A 19,163-nucleotide genomic window follows, 5' to 3' on the forward strand; every position below is an offset into this window, starting at 1 on the left:
CGGCTAGCTGTTGCATCAAGAAAGATTCGATGCAGCAGAAAGGCGTATCCATGACGATTTCTTCCTCGCTTAATGCCGGTGTTGCCGGGCTTACCGCGAATGCCAGCCGACTGGCCTCCATTTCCGACAACATCGCAAACTCCTCAACCGCCGGCTACAAGCGGGTCCAGACCGATTTCCACTCGATGGTCATGAGCTCGTCTGGCGGCACCTATTCGGCCGGGGGCGTGCGAACAACCAACGTCCGCCTGATTGATGAGCGGGGCCCGCTGGTGTCGACCAGCAATGCGACTGACCTTGCGGTCCGAGGCCGCGGTATGCTGCCGGTGACATCCATGAACGAGGTCGAGACAGGCGCTGCGAATCCGCAGATGATGCTGACCACCACTGCGTCGTTCCGGACCAACGCCGATGGCCTGCTGGCCACTGAATCCGGCCTCGTCCTGATGGGCTGGCCCGCACAGTCCGATGGTACGATCCCACCCTACCCGCGCGATACCTCCGATGCGCTGGAGCCGGTTCGTTTCAATGTAAACAAACTGTCTGGTGAGCCGACAACCGAGATGTCTCTGGGTGTCAACCTGCCTGCGACCGCAACCGAATCCACGTCGGCCGGTACCAGCGAAAACCTGTCGATCGAGTATTATGACAACCTCGGCAAGTCGGAGAGTCTGCAGATCGAATTTGTTCCCACCGTTCCGGCAACAGGGGAGTCGAACGAGTGGACGATGATCATTACCGATACGGCCACCGGCGCCACTGCGATTGGTGAATATACGCTGACATTTGATGACAACCGGACCTCCGGCGGCGCTCTCAATGCTGTCACGGCAACGACAGGTGGGGCCTATGACCCGGCAACCGGCTCGATCATCGTGTCTGTTGCAGGCGGCCCGATGGAGATCAATATCGGCACCTTGGGGGATGACAACGGGCTTACCCAATTGTCGGATACCTTCGCACCCGCCTCCATTTCAAAGGACGGCGCCCCGGTCGGTAACTTCACCGGCGTGGAAATCGACGAAGCCGGATATGTGCATGCCAATTATGACACCGGCGTCAGCCGAGTGGTCTATCAGGTGCCTCTTGTCGATCTGCCCAATCCCAACGGTATGATCGCAATGGATCGCCAGACCTATATGCCATCCAGCGAAAGCGGCTCCTATTTCCTGTGGAATGCTGGTGAGGGTCCGACAGGCGATATCCTGGGCTATGCGCGTGAAGAGTCCGCAACCGATGTTGCGGGGGAACTGACCAACATGATTCAGACCCAGCGCGCCTATTCGTCGAACGCAAAGGTCATTCAGACCGTGGATGAGATGTTGCAGGAAACCACCAACATCAAGCGCTGATAAGCGCCTTCTCCTTTGATCCACATTCGCGCAAAGGCTGGATGATCCATGTCCATTACAAGTGCTCTCAATTCCGCAATGACCGGGCTGACGGCGGCTGGCCGCTCAACCTCGGTTGTTTCCGAAAACCTGTCGAATGTCCTGACACCAGGATATTCGCGCCGGAGTCTGGCGCTTACCAGCGCCGGCGACGGTTTCAGCGGGGTGAAGGTCGGCAACGTCCAGCGGATCAACGATCCGGCGTTGCAGTCCAGCGTGCGATCCGCCAATTCAGAGGTCGGCGTTGCCGAGGTGAAATCCGCCTTCTTTGGTCGTATGACCGAGCTGGTGGGCAGCGCCGACGACCCCTATTCCATCACACAGCGGCTGACCGACTTTGACTCTGGTCTGATCGAGGTGATTTCCCGTCCGGATTCAGGGCCGCGCTTGAACGATCTTGCGATCCAGGCTGAAGAATTGGTGCGGTCGATTTCCGATGCGGCCGAAGGGCTGCGCAATCGGCGCACAGCCGCCGACAGGGCCATCGACGTGCAAGTTGATACCGTCAATCAATCGCTGGAAAAGCTGCAAAGACTGAACGCAAAAATTGCAGTCAGTCAGTCCACCGGATCCGATTCCGCATCGCTTCTCGATCAGCGTGATCTGTTGATCGACGAGGTGAACCAGATTATCCCGGTCAAGGTTGTGAACCGTGACCGTGGGCAGGTCGCCCTGTTCTCAGAAGGCGGCGCCGTGCTTCTGGATGGTCAGGCCGCTGAGCTGAGTTTCGATGGCAAGGCCGATACCCTGCCTTACATGACCCTCGGCAACGGGTTGCTCTCCGGTCTGCAAATCAACGGTATCGACGTTGCAACCGGCCCCGGCGGGCCAATTCGCGGCGGGACTCTGGCGGCCCATTTCGAGGTGCGCGACGTTCTGACCGTGGAAGCTCAGGAAGATCTCGATGCGATGGCAAAAGATCTCGTCGAACGCTTCCAGGATCCAACCTTGGATCCGACTTTGGGCGCCACCGATCCCGGGATTTTCACCGATCAAGGTGCGTTCTTTGACCCTGCCAATACTGTTGGCATCGCCAACCGTATTGAACTGAACGACAAGATCGCGATGCAGGGACAGGCTGAAACCTGGCGGTTGCGGGATGGTCTCAATGCAGCGGCGCCCGGGAATGCCGGCGATGCAACGCTTCTGCGCGGATATGCCGATGCGCTCGACGCCAAGCGCTTGGTATCGTCCGTCGGCCTCGGCACCGCAAATCTGGATGCCAGCACGCTGAGCGCGAATCTGCTGTCGCGTTTTGCACAGAGTGAAAATTCCGCAGAACAGAATGTCGCCTTCGCGGCGGCAACCTATACCGAAATGTATCAGCGCGAATTGGCGCAGGGCGTCGACAGTGATGCTGAACTGCAAAACCTTATCGTGATTGAAAAAGTCTATCAGGCCAACGCCAGAATGATCTCCGTCGTTGATGAGCTGATGGAAACGCTTCTGAGGATTTAACGAATGATTATGAACTCATATGGGGACATGGCTCAGCATCTGTTCCTGCGCAATCGGTCGGTGGGTCTGAAGAACGACATCTCGACCCTGACGCAGGAATTGAGTTCGGGTAAAACCTCGCAGCTGACACAGAAACTAGGTGGCGATCTCACCTATCTGTCCGACGTCGAACGAAGCCTTGACCGGCTCAAGTCCTTTCAGGTGGCAAATACCGAGGCCGCGCTGTTCGCATCCTCGATGCAGAACAATATTGAGCTGATCTCCGATAACGTCATCACGCTGACCGGTGACATCTTCTCCGTCACCACCTCGCCGAATGACGAAACGTCGAAGCAATTGTCCAACCAGGCAGAGGTGTTCCTGACGGAAGCCATCCGGTCGCTGAACGGTGAAGCGGCCGGCCGCAGCCTGTTTGCCGGCAACGACACCGAAGCCAAGCCTCTCGCCGACCTCAACACCTTGATGTCCGCACTGGTGACCGAGGTATCCCTGCTGAGCACCGCCCCGGATATCGTGCAGGCCGTCAAGGACTGGTTTGCCGATCCGCTGGGGTTTGATGCAGTGATGTACCAGGGCTCTTCGGATTTGATGGACCCGGTGAGAATCGGGCCCAATGAAGAGGTCACGGTCTCTCTGAAGGCCAATGATGCTGCGTTCAAACAGACATTGCAGAGCCTCGCGATTGCGACACTGGTAAATGAACCCGGCCTGAGCCTCAGCTCGGACGTGAAATTCGAACTGTTGCGTAGCACCGGGGTAGAGCTGCGTGAAAGCCAGGTTCAACTGACGCAGATGCAATCGGATCTTGGTTTTGTTGAAGGGCGTATCGAGCAAACGGCAACACGCAATGGCGCGGCGCAGACCAGCCTGAGCCTGGTGTTCAATGAACTCGTCCAAGCCGACCCATATGAGACCGCAACCCGTCTCGACGAGGCGCAGTTCCAACTGGAAAGCCTGTTTACTGTCACCGCGCGAACATCACAGCTGTCTCTGATGAGGTTCCTGTCATGATGCAGCTCATTCGACTTCTGCTGACGGTGCTGATGTTGCCTGCGATGGCACAGGCCAATGCCATCCGGCTGAAGGACCTGGTCGAGTTTGACGGCGTTCGTGGTAATGATCTGGTCGGCTACGGTCTTGTGGTTGGTCTGAACGGGACCGGCGACGGTCTGCGCAACTCACCGTTTACCGAAGAGATCATGTCGAACATCCTCGAAAGGCTGGGCGTCAATGTCACCGGTGAGCAGTTTCGGCCGAAGAATGTTGCGGCGGTGTTTGTCACCGCGACTTTACCGCCTTTTGCCCGTGTTGGCGGCACCGTCGATGTGACGGTGTCCGCAATTGGCGATTCGAAAAGCCTACTGGGCGGGACGCTGGTCATGACGCCGCTGAATGCCGCCGATGGTCAGATCTATGCCGTTGCCCAAGGGACCATTCTGGCTGGTGGCGCGGTCGCGGAGGGTGAAGGTGCCTCTGTCACCCAGGGGGTGCCGACCGCAGGTGTTATTCCATCGGGGGCCAGGGTCGAGCGCGAGATCGACTTTGATCTCTCGTCACTGACGTCCATGCGCCTTGCCCTGCGGGAGCCAGATTTCACCACCGCTGGCCGTATCGAGCGGGCGATCAATGCGGAATTTGGTCGAAACGTCGCTCTGATGCGGGATTCCGGGACCGTCGAAATTGACGTGCAGCGCACCAATAGCCGGTCAACGGCCCATGCAGTTGGTCGGATCGAGAATATCCTGGTCGAACCGCAGCGCAAGGCGCGTGTGGTTGTGGATCAACGCTCCGGCACCATTGTAATGGGCAGCGATGTCCGTATTTCACGTGTCGCGGTTGCGCAAGGCAATCTGACCCTGCGGATCGAGGAAACACCCCTCGTGGTTCAGCCCAATCCATTTGCAGATGGCGAAACGGTTGTCGTCCCACGCACCGGTGCCGCCATTGAAGAGGAGGAGGGCATACAGCTGGCGGAAGTTCCGGAAACAACCTCCTTGTCCGAAGTGGTCGCCGGGCTAAACGCCCTGGGCGTATCGCCGCGGGACATGATCGATATCCTCAAGAGCCTGAAGGCAGCCGGTGCCCTGCATGCCGAATTTGTAGTTCGATAGCAGCCAGGCCCCAAGATAGACAAGACCAGCACCCCCTGAAGCCACGTGGCTTCGGGGGGTGCTTCGTCGTAAGGGAGCTGTTGCGGATCCGCGATTTGCAGATGCGCTGTCACTGAACTCTACCTTCGTGATTGTCACAACCTGGAGGTCTGGGAGATGCGGTCCTGGACATTTCAGCACATTGCCCGAGATGACAGCACGGCTCGCTCTCCGCGCATTACATCAGCGGGGCCCGAGGTCCAGATCACTAAATCTGAGGGAGAGGGAGAGGAAAGCCCGGTCATCAACCCTCAAGGATGTGCTGAAGGATGAGGGCGACCGCAGTATATGGCAGCGCTCAGGGTGATGGCACAGAAAAACCCCCGGCCGCAATGGCGACCGGAGGATTAGGAAGGCGATATCCAACTACGGGAAGTAGCTGCGCACCAAAGCACTCGCGATAAGGCTCCAGCCGTCGGCAACGACAAAGAACGCGAGTTTGAACGGCATGGACACAACGGCCGGTGGGACCATCATCATACCCATCGACATCAGAACCGCCGCGACCACCAGGTCGATCACCAGAAATGGCAGAAAGACAAGAAAGCCGACCTGAAACGCGCGGGCGATTTCTGACAGCATGAAGCTGGACACCAAGGTCGACAGCGGCGCATCGGCGGTTGGGTCAATACCCGCAGTGGCCGGGCGTAGATCCGCTATCGCGTAGAATGTATCGGGATCAAGGCGCGCCGCCATGAAGACACGGAACGGCTGCAAAGCACGTTCAAGCGCGGTTTCAACATCCAGCCGTTCCTCGATCAGCGGATTGATCCCGGTGGTCCAGGCCTCGGTAAAGACAGGCTCCATGACGAAATAGGTGAGAAACAGCGCGAGGCTGATCATCAACATATTCGGCGGCGCCTGCTGCAAACCGATGGCCTGCCGCAGGATCGACAAGACCGTCACAAGAAACGGAAAGCATGTGATCATGATCAGCAGCCCCGGCGCGAGGCTGAGGACGGTGATCAGCAGGATCAGCTGGATCGAACGGGCGGAGATTGATTGACCATCGCCCAATGACAGGCTGAGATCCTGCGCGCTTGCAGGGTCCGGCAGACCGAGGGCCAGCATAGCCGCCAGCGCGACGGCAAAAAGGGCAGTGCGTGTCATCCCAGGCCGCTTTGCAAATCCGCGATTTCGGTCAGGCGCACAGCCAGTTGACCTGCTTGCTCGCCTTCCAGCTCTTCCAATTGGCCTCTGGCGACCAGGCGGTCGCCGACATAGAGATCCACGGGATCCTCCACCCGTTTGTCGAGCGTCAGAATCGCGTTCTCGCCCAGGTTGACAAGATCACGGATCAACGGCCGCGCCTTGCCGACCGATACGACGACCTCAACGGGTACCGACACAAACGGATTGCCTGCATCGCCAGATTTCCGGTTCATTTCAGCAGACTTATCCATATTTGCTGTCCTCTGTTATGTGAAAGGAGAAGGCCTCGATCGAATCCTGGATAGAGTCGATCAGGGCCGAGCTGTTGATTTCCCGCTCAATGCCGCCGACCTTGAGATAGGCTTGACCCGGGCTTAGGATGACATCCTCGCGCACCTGAACCGGTACAGCGAAACTCTTGGTCAGAAGCGCACGCACCGTCGCCCCCTCGCCGGGGGAGACGACAATATTGATCGCTTGATCCGCCTGGCTCTTGGCCATGTCGGTGAGCTGATCAACTATGTGATGTCCAAAGCTCGCAGCCATTGCGTCGGGCAGGACAGCGCTGGTCAGAACCTTGAACATCGGATCCAGCGATTCGAGCAGTTGCGTCTGCGCCTCGTGGAAGGTGAAGCTGAGATCTTCGAGCGAACTGGCCAGTTCCGAGGAGACATGCTTGCTCTCCTTGTCCTTGGCTGTCACCGCATCATCCCAACCAGCGCTGTAGCCCTTTTCGTAGGATTCCAGACGCTGTTCTTCCAACAATTCCTCGTTGACTTCGACAACCGGCACCGCCGGTGTATCCATGGCAAAATCTTCAAGAAGATGGGCAATGGTCATCAGGCTCTCTCCTCATTTTCTTCCAGCCAGCCGCGCAGAATCTGAACCGTTTCCTCCTGGCGTTCGCCAATCATCGAGCGCAGGCGATCAACGGGGTTGTCGCTGCCACCGCCAAGGGCAGGCAGGCCACCCATATCGCCCAATCCGCTCATGTCACCCATGCCCATGCCGCTGCCCATGCCCATGCCACCCATGGGTTCGAACTGGCCGGTTTCATTGTTCTCGATCTCACCATCCAGCGCGAGATCGGCGCCGAGGTTCGGATTGGACATGAAACCGCCTCCGCCAAGTGCCGGCAATTCGTCCATGGCGTCGCCTGTCGGTGCCCCCAGGGCCGGAACGCTGGCCTGGTTCGAAAGGATCGGACGAATGACAAAGAGACCAAGGATCAGCGTCACCAGTGCCAAGGCAGCCATCTGGATAAGCGACATTGCATCCAGATAGATGTTGTCAAAGATGGAGGCGCTGACAACGGTGCCTTGCGGCTCTACCGTAGGCATTTCCATCGATTTCAGCGTGATGACATCCCCGCGCTCCTCGCTGAAGCCAACCGCGGCAGAGATCAGCTCGCGCAGCGCGCCAAGCTCTTCTTCCGGGCGGGGTTCCATCACTGTTTCGCCGGTTGCCGTGGTTGTCTGGACGCCATTCAGCAATACAGCAACGGTCAGTCGTTTAATCGCACCCGGTCCACGCAGAATCTCTTTTTCTGTCTCAGAGATTTCATAGTTGACCCGTTCACGAGTGGCACTGGTGCTGGCTTTCGACCCGTCGCCAGAGGCCCCGTCTCCGTCCGGGATATTTGACGCAACCGTCACTTCGCCAGATTGGTTCTGAGACGAATCCGCGCGTTCTTCCACGTCGGTGCTGATTGCGACACGGCTTTCGGGATCAATGCGCTTTTCCCGGATGGATTCGGTATCTGTTACCGTTTCGACGCTGACTTCGACCACAGCATTACCATGACCAACGCGCGCTTCGACCAGGCGCATGACCCGTTCGCGAATCGACTGCGAGCGATCATCCGTACCCGCGCCAACAGCTGCAGCGGCCTCGGGCGAGCCGATCAGGGCGCCATTGGCATCGATCACCGCTACATTCTCCACCGCGAGACCTGTCACAGCAGAGGAAATCAGAAACCGAATCGCATTGGCCTGGGCCGGCGTGATGGGCGAGCCCATCGGGACAACCGACACAGAGGCAGTCGGTTCGGCCGTGCGCTGGAACGGGTTCGAGCCCGTATTGGCAATATGCACCCTTGCCTGGGTCACATGCGGGCTGGCCACAATCGTACGGGCCAATTCCCCTTCTTTTGCGCGCCAATAGGCGGCGTCAAACATCTGTGATGTTGTTCCGAAGCCGCTGAGCGAATCGAGCAGCTCATATCCGCGTCCGCCGTTTGCCGGCAGGCCTTCGCTTGCCAGTGTCATGCGAAGTTCGTCGCGCGCTGAGGCCGCAACGTAAATTGACCCCCCGCGGACTTCATATTCTGTGCCGCGCTGTTCAAGCGCGCGCACCACATCCCCAGCCGAGCCGCTTTCCAGCCCGGCGTACAATAATTGCATCGTGGGCGTATTCGCCACACGGGACATCGCCAGGACGCTGAGAATCACGATCACCGTGGCCCCCACGGCAATCAGGCGCTTTCGCGTGTCCAAACCTGCCCAGACATTCTTGATCTGCTGCACATTAACCTCCGTAGCACCGGCATTCTGTCCGATGTGCAACCCTTTTGCCGGATTGCCCTTAACATTCGGTTAGTGTCCGCAAGCTAAGAAGATGAGGCACGACGTATTAGGGATAGTCATGACAGACGCTGTAGTAGACACAGAACAGGACGCCCCGGCCAACAAGAGCAAGCTGCCCCTTATCATTGGGGTTGTTCTTGCGCTTGCTGGTGCCGGTGGGGGATTCTTCGCTGTCCAGTCAGGCCTTCTTCCCTTTGGTCAGAGCGCAGCCCCAGAAGGGGTGGATGCGACCGAAGTGGCGCCAGAAGGCGTGGACAACGGTGAGACGGCGGAGGATATCGCCAATCTCGCCTTTATCGAAATGGAACCGATTGTGATCACCTTGCGCAAGGCAAGTGGGCTAAAACACCTTCGATTCCGCTCTCAGCTGGAGGTTGATCTCGCCCATCGGGCCGAGGTCGAAAAAATCCTCCCGCGTGTTGTCGATGTTCTCAACAGCTATCTCAGGGCACTGGAACTGGAGGATCTGACCGATCCGATGGCCTTGCCGAAACTGCGCGCACAGATGCTGCGGCGGATCAATATCGCAACCGGCCAGGGCCGGGTGCGTGATCTGCTGATTTTGGACTTCGTATTGAACTAGGAGAACGGGATGGAACTGATTGCAGATATCCTGCTTGCGGCCGGGGCCATGGGGGCAGGCTTTTATTGCCTGGTGCTCTCGCGACGGCTGAAGCGTTTCAACGACCTGGAGAAAGGTGTGGGAGGAGCGGTTGCCGTGCTCTCCGCCCAGGTCGATGACCTGAATAAATCACTGCTGGCAGCACGCCATGTATCGGATGGATCGAGCAAGGCCCTGGACCAGCTGACCGGCCGGGCCGAATCGGTTGCACAACGCCTGGAGCTGATGATGGCATCCATGCACGACATGCCCGAAGTTGCGGCGCCTGAGCCTAAGGCACAGGCACCCGAACCCGCAGCTGCCGAAGAAAACGACGCGCTCGCCGCCGCTTATCAAGCCGACGCCGAGCCAGAAGCGGCGCCGGAACCTGAGCCTGCAAAACCTGCAGGGCTGATGTTTGTCCGCCACAACCGTTCGCAGGGCCGGGTAGCATAATGGCCAAGACAGCACAGACCAAAGCCCCGAAGGCAAAACCAAAAAAAGCAACGCGCATGAAGCGGACACGCAGCGGTGCGCTCATGATGCTGGCCTTCTTGCTGATGGGATCCGCTATTGTGCGCCTCGGGCTGGAGGCAGGACCGGCGATCGCCCGGGAAGTTGCAAACCTACAGGACGAATCGACTCTGAAGGATGAGCCGAAAGGCACCTTGAACGGTAAGTCGATGCCGTCATCGGCAGAGCTCCAGAACATGCTGGCGGCCTTTCAGGAGCGCGAAGCTGCACTGTCTGCGCGCGAGGCCGAGATTGAAGATCGCATGAAGGCGCTCGAGATCGCAGATGATGCAATCGAACAGAAGCTTGTTGCGCTGGAACAGGCGGAGGAAGAGCTGAAATCGACACTGGCTCTCGCCGATGGTGCAACAGAAGGGGATCTGACGCGTCTGACTGCGGTCTACGAGCAGATGAAACCCAAGGAATCAGCAGCGCTGTTTGAGGAGATGGATCCGGCATTTGCAGCTGGTTTCCTCGCGCGCATGCGCCCTGAGGCAGCCGCAGGCATCATGGCCGGGCTCAGCCCGCAGGCAGCCTATACAATCAGCGTGGTCCTGGCGGGTCGCAACGGGTCTGTTCCAAAGGAGTAAGCAAGCGCTGCTCCTCAGGCTTTTTTAACGTGAATCGCCTAAACTTGTAGAAACAAACGAAATTCGGAGTGGACCTAATGCTCGGTATTGTAGGCATCGTGGTTATCTTTGTCATGGTGTTCGGGGGATATCTCCTGGCCGGTGGTAAGATGACAATCATCATCAAGGCCCTGCCGTTTGAATTCATGATGATCGGCGGCGCCGGTATCGGGGCCTTTCTGATCAGCAATGACATCGGCGGCGTGAAACACACGCTGAAGGACATGGGCAAAGTGTTCAAGGGTCCCAAGTGGAAGGCCGACGACTATCGCGATCTTCTGTGTCTCTTGTTCTCTCTGATCCGGATCGCGCGGGCCAATCCCGTTGAGGTCGAACAACATATCGAGGATCCCGAGAACTCATCGGTCTTCAACCGGTATCCCAAGATTCTCGCCGACAAAGAGGCGGTGAACCTGATCAGTGATACCATGCGGTCCGCCTCGATGAACTATGACGACCCCCATCAGGTGGAAGAGGTTCTGGAAAAGCGCATCGAGGCAAATCTTCATCACGCGCTGCATTCCAGCCATGCGCTTCAGACACTTGCAGACGGGCTGCCCGCGCTTGGGATTGTTGCGGCGGTTCTCGGGATCATCAAGACGATGGGCTCGATCGACCAGCCCCCGGAAGTCCTGGGTAAGCTGATTGGTGGCGCGCTTGTCGGGACATTCCTTGGCGTTTTCCTGGCCTACGGTCTGGTTGGCCCCTTCGCCGGCAAGGTGAAGTCGGTAACCGAGGAAGATGCGCATTTCTACTCCCTCATCCGAGAAGTTCTGGTGGCAAATCTGCACAATCATGCCGCAGCGATCTGCATTGAAGTCGGACGTCAGAACACCCCGTCGCATATTCGCCCCGGCTTCTCTGAGCTGGAAGACGCGTTGAAGTCGGTGAAACAGGACGCAGCATGATGTGGCGCGCGCTGACCCTTGCAGCATTTACCCTGGCTGCGGCATCTGTGGATGCCCAGACGGTGGTCGCCCGTTCGGGAGAGCATGACGGGTTTTCCCGGCTGGTCATGCGGCTTCCAAATGGCGCGCCATGGTCGCTGCGTCAGTCAGGCCAATCGGCGCAGGTGGTCATTGAAACGCCAACAGTGGTGTTTGATACATCCCGAATCTTCGATCTTATTCCGCGGACGCGCCTGCAATCTGTGTCGCAGGCCGGTCCCGGACAACCGCTAAACCTACAGCTTGGTTGCGCATGTGAGGTGACCTCCTTCGTGCAGAAGGACGGGTATTTGGTGATCGATATCGCCGATGGCCCCGCCGGGGCCGAGCGGCGTGTCATCGCAGGCTCGCCCTTGCCTCTGTTGCCCGGCACGTTCAACAGCGCAGGCTATCGCTTCAATCTAGCCGCGCGCGCGGCTGCTGATGCACGCGCCGCACTCGATCTAGCCGGCGTCACGTCCGGCAGCTCCGACCGGCCCAATCCGGTACAGCGCCTCCCCGTAGCTGTGGCGGACGCCCCATCAGCCGTGGTGCTGCCCCTCAATCTGAACCGGACACCCCGCACAAACACTGAAGCAAATCCTGCCGGGGGCACAAGTGTTGCCGCCGCGCCAGCCCCGGAACCAACACCGGTCCCGGTACAGGTTGATACCGATATGCTGCTCGACCTGTCAGAAACGGAGCGCGCAGCCACAGTCAACGAATCTGAACAGCGGCTGTTGCAACAGATCAGCCGGGCAACCAATCAGGGCCTGCTGGAGCTTGTTGGTGTAGAAGTTCACGATGGTCCCGCCGGACATATCCTTGACCCGCTGAGCAGCCGTGATCGCCCTCTTAATCCGCTGGACCAGATCTCTGTCACGTCCTCCGTGGATCGCGAAACCGGCCTGGTTGCGCGCCGCTCGGGCGATTCCAATCAGCCGACACACTGCTTGTCGAGCACACAGCTTGCCATCCATGAATGGGGCACTGATGAGCCATTCTCTGACCAGATATCACCGCTTCGGGCTGAACTGGTGCGTGAATTCGACGATGTCGATCCGGCTGCCGTCCTAACCCTGGCGCGGGCCTATCTCTTTTTTGGGTTCGGTGCTGAGGCACAGGCGATCTTGCGTATGATGCCGTCTGGCGCAGCGGAACATGATGATGCCGTCGCGCTGACCGCGATGGGGGCTGTGCTGGACGGTCAGGACCTTGGCGTAAACCACGCCTTCGCCGGGCAACAGGTCTGCGACAGCGAAGTGGCGCTCTGGGCAGCGCTGGCCGATGGCACGATCAAGAAAAACGCAAAGACGGATGCAATCCAGCAGGCCTTTGCCAAGCTGCCACCACATTTGCGGGTCCAGGTCGGTCCGCGGGTCAGCACACTTTTTGCAAAGGCCGGTGACCCTCATCTGGCGGGCGCCACGCTGCGTTCGGTTGATCGTACCGGCGTCGACCACGTGCCCGAAATCAATCTGGCCGAAGCCGAAATCGCCAAATTGGAAGGTGACGTCGAAACCGTGGCTCAGGAGCTGACGGAGGAGGTCGCGGAGCGGACGGAAAACGCCCCCCGTGCCTTGATTGAGCTGATTGATCTCAGCTTTGCCGAGCGCTCTGCGCTGTCGCCGGATGTCCCGGATCTTGCCGCGTCCTATGAGGTCGAGAATCGCGATAGCCCACTGGGCATGGACTTGCGCCGCGCCGTGGTCTCGGCATTGGCCCTGACCGGCCAGTTCCATGACAGCTTCAATGAATTGGATGCCTTGAGCAGACGTGATGGTCCTGCGGCGCGCACTGCCGCGCTGGAACCGCTTCTGACATTGCTGACGGAACGCGCAGATGATGTGACATTCCTGCAGTATGCGCTGGTCATTGCGGCCAATGGTACCCCGGCCGAGGTAGCTCCGATTGCCGATATCGTGGCTCAGCGGCTGCTTGATCTCGGGTTTGCACAGCAGGCACAGTCGATCCTGAAGAAGCTCGCCATGGAACCCGGCAACGCCAAACGACGCCTGCTTCTGGCCAAGGCAGCACTCGCGATGGACAAACCGCACTCCGCGCTGGTGGAGCTGATGGGGCTGTCCGGGTCTGAAGCAAATAAGCTGCGCGCCGAAGCGCTGTGGCGAAACGGTGAATATGCAAGAGCTGGCGAATATCTTCTTGAAGAAGACGAAGAGGATGCGGCGGCGCGCGGTTTCTGGCACTCGGAAGATCGCGAGAATCTTGCAACCATTGATGCTGATGTTGCGCAGCAGTTTGGCGGAGTCGCGCGGGTGACGACACAGATCGAAGAAACTGCAAAAGAACCAAGTGGTTTGCCGCCCCTGGCCCATGCGAGGGCCCTGGTCGAAAGCAGCGAGGGGACACGCGGCGGTATTGCCGATCTGCTGCAGAAGGTGACGCGGCAGCCAGAGCTTTCCGAAGACGGATCATAGCTGACAACGATCTTTTCTGCCACGCTGACAGAAACCAGGACCGCCTCACCGGCGGTCTTGGCGCATCTGATGATAACGGTTTGTCAATGCTCTGGTCTTAGGCTCGGACTTAGGGTGAATCCTCATTTGGACAGGCAGAATGCCGAAATTGAGCTTTCTTTTCAGACAACAGCGGCGATGTGCCCGCTGCACAGTCAGTTTGCCAGTATGGCCTGCGCTTTTTTGTGCGGCGCTGGGGCTATTGGTGTTTTTGAAACCGCAGACCGGACATGCGTCCTCACCGCAGGTTTCGGCGTTATGTGATCTCGCCGCACGGCGCGCGGCACGTGATCAGGGCGTGCCACTGGACGTTCTGCGCGCAATTACCAGAACGGAAACCGGTCGTGGCGGCAAACAAGGGCTTCAGCCATGGCCGTGGACGGTCAATATGGAAGGCGCCGGTAAGTGGTTTCAGACTGAAGATGAGGCGAGAGCCTATGTCTTCTCGCACTTCAAGCGCGGCGCGCGCAGCTTTGATGTCGGGTGTTTCCAGATCAACTTCAAATGGCATGGTCAGGCGTTCGACTCGATTGACCAAATGTTCGATCCACTTGCCAATGCGCAATATGCAGCGCGCTTCCTGCGCGAACTGCATGATGAATTCGGCGATTGGTCCCAGGCGGCCGGCGCCTATCACTCGCGCACGCCGACCTATGCAAATCGCTATACAGCACGTTTCGATCGCGTTCGGGCTGATCTGAAGCCAGTCGAGACCGTTGCCGCGCTGCCGGTGGAGCGCAAACGGGCCACCTTCTCTGCCCCGCAACCGCTCGCCATGCTTCACAATCCCTCACCGCTGATCACCCAAGGCGCAGCGCCCTCCGGCGCAGCTCGATTGGGCTCACTGGTCCCATTAACGGGCGGCGGCGCATCCGCGCAGGCTCTCATCGTACTGAAATAAGGGCTGAATTTCCGTGCCAAATATTGATATACAAAAACTGTTCAGCCCCACCGTGCTGCTCGCACTCGCGCTGATGGCGATTATCGTGATGATGATTCTGCCGATGCCAGCCTGGGTTCTGGATATCGGTCTCGCGGCTTCCTTCGGGCTTGCGATCCTGATTTTCACAATCACCTTGTTTATCGAGCGGCCTCTGGATTTCTCATCATTCCCGACGATCCTGCTGGCCTCTCTGATGCTGCGGTTGTCGCTGAATGTATCATCGACAAAACTGATTATCGGTCAGGGCCATACCGGCACCGATGCCGCAGGCGGGGTGATCGAGGGATTCGCCCAGTTCGTCATGGGGGGCAGTGTATTCCTTGGCCTCGTTGTCTTTGGGGTGCTGTTGATCGTGAACTTCATGGTCATTACCAAAGGTGCAGCGCGGATGGCCGAGGTCGGCGCCCGCTTTGCACTGGACGGGATGCCAGGCAAGCAGCTGGCAATCGACAGCGACATGTCGGCCGGCGCCATTGATCACGCCACAGCGCGCGAGCGTCGCGAGGTGGAACAACGCGAAACAACATTCTTCGGCTCTCTGGACGGTGCGTCCAAATTCGTAAAAGGCGACGCAATCGCCGGCCTGCTGATCACCCTGTTGAACCTGATCATGGGCCTGATCATGGGCGTGCTTGTTCACGACATGCCGGTTGTTTCCGCATTTGAAACCTATGCGATCCTGACGGTTGGCGATGGTCTGGTCTCTCAGATCCCCTCGGTCATCATCTCGATTGCGGCAGCTCTCTTGCTGGCCCGCGGCGGTGCGACGGGCTCGACCGATATCGCGCTGGCCGATCAGCTGGGCAAACATCCGGCCGCTCTGGCGACCGTTGCCGTGCTCATGTCGCTGTTTGCGCTGGTTCCGGGTCTGCCGTTTATCCCCTTCATGGTGGGGGGCGCTGTACTGGGATACACCGCATATAAGATGAGCAAGAACATGAAGGACCGCGAAGAAGCGGATATGGACGAGCGGATCGAAGAAGTCATGGAGCCGAAGGAAAACCGGGCGCTGGGTGACATCCTCGATCTGGACGACCTGCACCTGGAATTCGCACCGGATCTGGTGAGCATGGTTCTGGATGCCGGGACCGGGCTGGATGCCCGCATTGCCAATATGCGGACGCATGTGGCAACCACCTTTGGGCTTATCCTGCCGGAGATCCGCCTGACGGATGAGCCTGAGCTGATGACCGGCACCTATGTGATCAAAGTGCAAGGGGTGGAACAGGTGCGCGGCATTCTGCATCCCGAAATGGTGCTCGCGTTGATGCCCGACAATCACGCAGCCCTGCCGCCCGGCACCGATGTGACAGAACCTGTCTATGGTGCACCTGCGCGTTGGATATCTTCGAAGAGCCAGGAAGATGCAGCGCTCTCAGGCGCCACAATCGTCACCGCACCGGAAATTCTGGCCACCCATTTGTTGGAAGTGATCAAGCAGAACTTCCCGCGTCTGCTGACGCTGAAATCCCTGCGCCGTCTGCTGAACGAAATGACCGAGCTGACAGATGAATTCCGCGCCGAGGCAAATCGCAAACTGCTGGACGAACTAGTGCCGGACAAGGTGCCGATGGACACGTTGCACAGCGTCTTGCGTCTGCTTCTGGAGGAGCGGGTGTCCATCCGCAACATGCCTCTCATTCTCGAATCGATTGCCGAGGCACGCCTCCATACCAACCAGCCCGAGATCATCTGTGAGCATGTGCGCCAACGTCTCGGTTTCCAGCTGGTTGGTGAGATGAAGCGCGAGGATGGAACCATTCCGCTGATCCAGCTGGCCCCGGAATGGGAAGAGACCTTCTCTACCTACCAGATCGACGCTCAGGGTGGCGCCGTCGATATCGCGTTGCCGCCGGATCAGTTCAACCGACTGGCCGAGGGGTTGAGCGACCGACTGAACAGCACGACAGAACAGGGCGTTTTTGCAGCGGTTGTTACCTCGACCCGGCGTCGTCGATACCTGCGGACAATCCTGAAATCACGCGGCATCCTCAATCCGGTTTTGTCTTTCGAGGAAATCGGACTTGAGGCCAGACCTGCCCTGGTAGGCATGGTTCCGGCATGAGCATTGGCTTTCTGCCGCCTGAGCTGGTCGCCCTTCTGGGCGCCGGCTTTTGGCATGGGGCCATCGTCTTTCTGCGGGTTGCGGCCATGGTGTCCGTACTACCCGCCTTTGGCGAAAAATATGTCCCGGTGCGGATCAAACTGGCCATTTCGCTGGCGTTCACATTTATCGTGGCGCCGGCCTTGCCGTTGCTGCCGGAACCGGCCAGCCCGCTGCATTACGCCAGTCTCGCGCTGAGTGAAGCCGTTGTTGGTCTGGCCCTCGGGGTCGCGATCCGCATGTTTGTTCATGCAATCCAGATCGCCGGAACAATTGCCGCGCAGTCGACGTCTCTCGCACAGGTTCTGGGCGGTATCGGTGCCGAGCCAATGCCCGCTATTGGCGCCGTCCTGTTGATCTCGGGATTGGCGCTGGCGGTCATGCTGGGTCTTCATATCCGTGTGGCTGAATTCATAATCTACAGCTACATGATGTTCCCGGTGGGTGAATTCCCGGCGGCATCCGGCCTGTCGGATTGGGGTGTACACCGTGTTTCGCGCGCCTTTGCGATGGGGTTCTCTCTCGCTGCACCGTTCCTGATCGGCTCAATGGTCTACAATCTGACACTGGGTGTCATCAACCGCGCCATGCCCGCGCTGATGGTGGCCTTTGTCGGTGCGCCGGTGGTTACCTTCGGAGGTCTCGCAATCCTGATGGTTGCCAGCCCAATGATCTTGGATATCTGGAGCACCGCGCTTATGAGCTTCTTTGCCAATCCGGGTGAGGGGATGCCATGAGCGACGACGACTCAGACAAGTCATATGAACCAACACCGCAGAAGCTTGAGAAAGCTCGGAAAAAAGGTGAAGTTCCAAAATCTACCGACCTGTCGGTGGCGGCGTCCTATCTCGGGCTGATCATCGCGATTTACGTGTCGGGGGCAGACGTTGTCGCCGAAATCGGCACGATATTGATGTCGTTTCTCGATCAACCCGACCGGCTGGCAGAACTATTCTTCAACGGCGCCGGTACCGTGCCGGTTGGCGGGATCATGATGGCTGTCGGGACCTCAAGTCTGCCGATCTTTATCGTCCCTATGGCCGCTGTTTTCCTGTCCATTGTCGCCCAGCGGGCCCTGGTTTTTGCTCCCAGCAAGCTGGAGCCAAAACTCTCAAAGATCTCGATCATTTCCAACGCCAAGAATAAATTCGGGCGTTCGGGCCTTTTTGAGTTCTTCAAGAGCACCGTAAAGCTGATCCTCTACTCGGTCTGCATGGGTGTCTACCTGAACTATCGGCTGCCGGATATGATCGCGTCTTCTGCCACCGGTGCTTTTGTCGTCGTGATGATGATGGCGCAGCTGGCACTGGAGTTTCTCATCCTCGCGCTGATCATCGCGCTGGGTATTGGTGTCATCGATGCCGCGTTTCAGCAGGCAGAGCACAATCGGAAAAACATGATGTCCCGCCAGGAAATCATGGACGAAAGCAAAGAGTCCGAAGGCGACCCGCATCTAAAGGGCGCCCGCCGACAAAAGGCCCATCAGATTGCCATGGGCCAAGGCGTCGCAGATGTGGCAAAGGCAGATGTCGTTATCGTCAACCCGACTCATTACGCTGTCGCATTGAAATGGGACCGTGCACCAGGACAGGCGCCTGTCTGTGTGGCCAAGGGGGTGGATGAAGTCGCTGCTATCATTCGCGAAGTTGCCAATGAGAATGGTGTCCCGATCCATAGCGATCCGCCGACCGCGCGCGCCCTGCATGCCGCGGTTCAGATCGGCGAGGAAATTCACGAAGAGCATTATGCGCCGGTTGCCGCCGCGATCCGCTTTGCGGAGAACATGCGCCAACGGGCCAAAGGGATGGTGTGATGAAGCAGAAAATGCTCGATCAAATGGCCGATGTGACCGAAGCCCTGTATCTGCAGGAACATGCCAAGGTAAAGCCGGTTCTGGATGCGGAAGCCCGCGTGCGCGGCCAGCTGACTAAGCTGGACCAGCAGATCAAAGACAGCCGCGATCTGGCCAGCTCCGACCATGCAATGAAAGCGCTTGGTGCCGATCTTCTGTGGCAAGGCTGGCATACCCGCGCCCGTCGAGAGTTGAATATGGAACTGGCGCAGATCACGGCACAGAAACTGCGGGCAATGGACAATCTGCGCAAGGCATTCGGTCGCAAACACGCGGTGGAGACAATGGCGATCGAAGAGCGCCTGAGGGTCAAGAAAGACAAGGCGCAAAAACTGCACAATCGCCTGATGAATATGGACTGAGCCACCTGACACAGGATTGC

The 19,163-nt window shown here is 58.5% G+C and carries 18 protein-coding genes; 14 read left to right on the top strand and 4 right to left on the bottom strand.

Features of this window, described 5'->3' with window-relative positions; genetic code table 11:
• The first annotated feature begins 29 nt into the window (after positions 1 to 29).
• From VWZ85_RS03820 to VWZ85_RS03835, 4 genes are read left to right on the top strand one after another with little or no spacing between them, the layout of a single operon-like run.
• On the top strand, positions 30 to 1,352 hold the full coding sequence (locus tag VWZ85_RS03820; protein ID WP_416542678.1) for a flagellar hook protein FlgE: 1,323 nt from the start codon (positions 30 to 32) through the stop codon (positions 1,350 to 1,352).
• Between the two features lie 48 nt (positions 1,353 to 1,400).
• Positions 1,401 to 2,849, top strand: coding sequence for a flagellar hook-associated protein FlgK (flgK, locus tag VWZ85_RS03825; RefSeq protein ID WP_340547039.1), 1,449 nt, complete (start codon positions 1,401 to 1,403; stop codon positions 2,847 to 2,849).
• 3 nt (positions 2,850 to 2,852) lie between these two features.
• Entirely contained in the window at positions 2,853 to 3,860 is a 1,008-nt protein-coding gene (locus VWZ85_RS03830) for a flagellin (RefSeq protein ID WP_340547040.1), read from the top strand.
• Entirely contained in the window at positions 3,857 to 4,960 is a 1,104-nt protein-coding gene (locus VWZ85_RS03835; protein WP_340547041.1) for a flagellar basal body P-ring protein FlgI, read from the top strand. Before VWZ85_RS03830 ends, VWZ85_RS03835 begins: the two co-directional genes overlap by 4 nt.
• Positions 4,961 to 5,365: 405 nt before the next feature.
• On the opposite strand, the gene fliP is transcribed toward VWZ85_RS03835, so the two are convergent.
• From fliP to fliF, 4 genes are read right to left on the bottom strand one after another with little or no spacing between them, the layout of a single operon-like run.
• The gene (gene fliP, locus VWZ85_RS03840) at positions 5,366 to 6,109 is read right to left on the bottom strand and encodes a flagellar type III secretion system pore protein FliP (protein ID WP_340547042.1); all 744 of its coding nucleotides are present in this window, start codon (positions 6,107 to 6,109) and stop codon (positions 5,366 to 5,368) included.
• A complete protein-coding gene (locus tag VWZ85_RS03845; protein ID WP_040175044.1) occupies positions 6,106 to 6,402 on the bottom strand; it encodes a FliM/FliN family flagellar motor switch protein in 297 nt (98 codons plus the stop codon). The genes fliP and VWZ85_RS03845 overlap by 4 nt, the downstream gene beginning before the upstream one ends.
• Positions 6,395 to 6,991: an ABC transporter ATP-binding protein gene (locus VWZ85_RS03850; RefSeq protein WP_340547043.1), complete on the bottom strand. Its 597-nt coding sequence runs from the start codon at positions 6,989 to 6,991 to the stop codon at positions 6,395 to 6,397. Before VWZ85_RS03850 ends, VWZ85_RS03845 begins: the two co-directional genes overlap by 8 nt.
• Positions 6,991 to 8,676 (bottom strand): flagellar basal-body MS-ring/collar protein FliF, encoded by a 1,686-nt coding sequence (gene fliF / locus VWZ85_RS03855; RefSeq protein ID WP_416534390.1) that lies wholly within the window; start codon positions 8,674 to 8,676, stop codon positions 6,991 to 6,993. Before fliF ends, VWZ85_RS03850 begins: the two co-directional genes overlap by 1 nt.
• A gap of 118 nt (positions 8,677 to 8,794) precedes the next feature.
• Here fliF and VWZ85_RS03860 point away from each other — a divergent pair, with 118 nt between their 5' ends.
• The 10 genes from VWZ85_RS03860 (at position 8,795) to VWZ85_RS03905 (ending at position 19,143) form a co-directional block, all read left to right on the top strand.
• Positions 8,795 to 9,319 carry a flagellar basal body-associated FliL family protein gene (locus VWZ85_RS03860; protein WP_416587190.1) on the top strand — a complete coding sequence of 175 codons (525 nt, stop codon included), beginning with the start codon at positions 8,795 to 8,797 and terminating at the stop codon, positions 9,317 to 9,319.
• 9 nt (positions 9,320 to 9,328) lie between these two features.
• A complete protein-coding gene (locus VWZ85_RS03865; RefSeq protein ID WP_416534389.1) occupies positions 9,329 to 9,793 on the top strand; it encodes a hypothetical protein in 465 nt (154 codons plus the stop codon).
• Entirely contained in the window at positions 9,793 to 10,440 is a 648-nt protein-coding gene (locus VWZ85_RS03870; RefSeq protein ID WP_340547047.1) for a hypothetical protein, read from the top strand. The genes VWZ85_RS03865 and VWZ85_RS03870 overlap by 1 nt, the downstream gene beginning before the upstream one ends.
• Positions 10,441 to 10,517: 77 nt before the next feature.
• Positions 10,518 to 11,387 (top strand): flagellar motor stator protein MotA, encoded by an 870-nt coding sequence (motA, locus tag VWZ85_RS03875; protein WP_340547048.1) that lies wholly within the window; start codon positions 10,518 to 10,520, stop codon positions 11,385 to 11,387.
• Entirely contained in the window at positions 11,387 to 13,843 is a 2,457-nt protein-coding gene (locus VWZ85_RS03880) for a hypothetical protein (protein ID WP_416544166.1), read from the top strand. The genes motA and VWZ85_RS03880 overlap by 1 nt, the downstream gene beginning before the upstream one ends.
• Before the next feature lie 139 nt (positions 13,844 to 13,982).
• Positions 13,983 to 14,783, top strand: a complete 801-nt coding sequence (locus tag VWZ85_RS03885) for a transglycosylase SLT domain-containing protein (protein ID WP_416538495.1) — start codon at positions 13,983 to 13,985, stop codon at positions 14,781 to 14,783.
• Positions 14,784 to 14,856: 73 nt separating this feature from the next.
• Positions 14,857 to 16,890 (top strand): flagellar biosynthesis protein FlhA, encoded by a 2,034-nt coding sequence (flhA, locus tag VWZ85_RS03890; protein ID WP_374015601.1) that lies wholly within the window; start codon positions 14,857 to 14,859, stop codon positions 16,888 to 16,890.
• Positions 16,887 to 17,666: a flagellar biosynthetic protein FliR gene (locus VWZ85_RS03895; RefSeq protein WP_416534386.1), complete on the top strand. Its 780-nt coding sequence runs from the start codon at positions 16,887 to 16,889 to the stop codon at positions 17,664 to 17,666. Before flhA ends, VWZ85_RS03895 begins: the two co-directional genes overlap by 4 nt.
• A complete protein-coding gene (gene flhB / locus VWZ85_RS03900) occupies positions 17,663 to 18,742 on the top strand; it encodes a flagellar type III secretion system protein FlhB (RefSeq protein WP_416534385.1) in 1,080 nt (359 codons plus the stop codon). The genes VWZ85_RS03895 and flhB overlap by 4 nt, the downstream gene beginning before the upstream one ends.
• Complete coding sequence (locus tag VWZ85_RS03905) at positions 18,742 to 19,143, top strand: hypothetical protein (protein ID WP_340547053.1); 402 nt, start codon at positions 18,742 to 18,744, stop codon at positions 19,141 to 19,143. The genes flhB and VWZ85_RS03905 overlap by 1 nt, the downstream gene beginning before the upstream one ends.
• Positions 19,144 to 19,163: the final 20 nt, after the last annotated feature.

The sequence above is a fragment of the Phaeobacter sp. JH20_29 genome (genome assembly GCF_048056175.1).
Lineage (GTDB): Bacteria > Pseudomonadota > Alphaproteobacteria > Rhodobacterales > Rhodobacteraceae > Phaeobacter > Phaeobacter bryozoorum.

What these genes read in the sequence shown, in the direction of transcription:
- VWZ85_RS03820 (WP_416542678.1), top strand. Translation starts at nt 30, where the DNA reads ATGCAGCAGAAAGGCGTATCCATGACGATTTCTTCCTCGCTTAATGCC.
- flgK (WP_340547039.1), top strand. Translation starts at nt 1,401, where the DNA reads ATGTCCATTACAAGTGCTCTCAATTCCGCAATGACCGGGCTGACGGCG.
- VWZ85_RS03830 (WP_340547040.1), top strand. Translation starts at nt 2,853, where the DNA reads ATGATTATGAACTCATATGGGGACATGGCTCAGCATCTGTTCCTGCGC.
- VWZ85_RS03835 (WP_340547041.1), top strand. Translation starts at nt 3,857, where the DNA reads ATGATGCAGCTCATTCGACTTCTGCTGACGGTGCTGATGTTGCCTGCG.
- fliP (WP_340547042.1), bottom strand. Translation starts at nt 6,109, where the DNA reads ATGACACGCACTGCCCTTTTTGCCGTCGCGCTGGCGGCTATGCTGGCC.
- VWZ85_RS03845 (WP_040175044.1), bottom strand. Translation starts at nt 6,402, where the DNA reads ATGGATAAGTCTGCTGAAATGAACCGGAAATCTGGCGATGCAGGCAAT.
- VWZ85_RS03850 (WP_340547043.1), bottom strand. Translation starts at nt 6,991, where the DNA reads ATGACCATTGCCCATCTTCTTGAAGATTTTGCCATGGATACACCGGCG.
- VWZ85_RS03860 (WP_416587190.1), top strand. Translation starts at nt 8,795, where the DNA reads ATGACAGACGCTGTAGTAGACACAGAACAGGACGCCCCGGCCAACAAG.
- VWZ85_RS03865 (WP_416534389.1), top strand. Translation starts at nt 9,329, where the DNA reads ATGGAACTGATTGCAGATATCCTGCTTGCGGCCGGGGCCATGGGGGCA.
- VWZ85_RS03870 (WP_340547047.1), top strand. Translation starts at nt 9,793, where the DNA reads ATGGCCAAGACAGCACAGACCAAAGCCCCGAAGGCAAAACCAAAAAAA.
- motA (WP_340547048.1), top strand. Translation starts at nt 10,518, where the DNA reads ATGCTCGGTATTGTAGGCATCGTGGTTATCTTTGTCATGGTGTTCGGG.
- VWZ85_RS03880 (WP_416544166.1), top strand. Translation starts at nt 11,387, where the DNA reads ATGTGGCGCGCGCTGACCCTTGCAGCATTTACCCTGGCTGCGGCATCT.
- VWZ85_RS03885 (WP_416538495.1), top strand. Translation starts at nt 13,983, where the DNA reads ATGCCGAAATTGAGCTTTCTTTTCAGACAACAGCGGCGATGTGCCCGC.
- flhA (WP_374015601.1), top strand. Translation starts at nt 14,857, where the DNA reads ATGGCGATTATCGTGATGATGATTCTGCCGATGCCAGCCTGGGTTCTG.
- VWZ85_RS03895 (WP_416534386.1), top strand. Translation starts at nt 16,887, where the DNA reads ATGAGCATTGGCTTTCTGCCGCCTGAGCTGGTCGCCCTTCTGGGCGCC.
- flhB (WP_416534385.1), top strand. Translation starts at nt 17,663, where the DNA reads ATGAGCGACGACGACTCAGACAAGTCATATGAACCAACACCGCAGAAG.
- VWZ85_RS03905 (WP_340547053.1), top strand. Translation starts at nt 18,742, where the DNA reads ATGAAGCAGAAAATGCTCGATCAAATGGCCGATGTGACCGAAGCCCTG.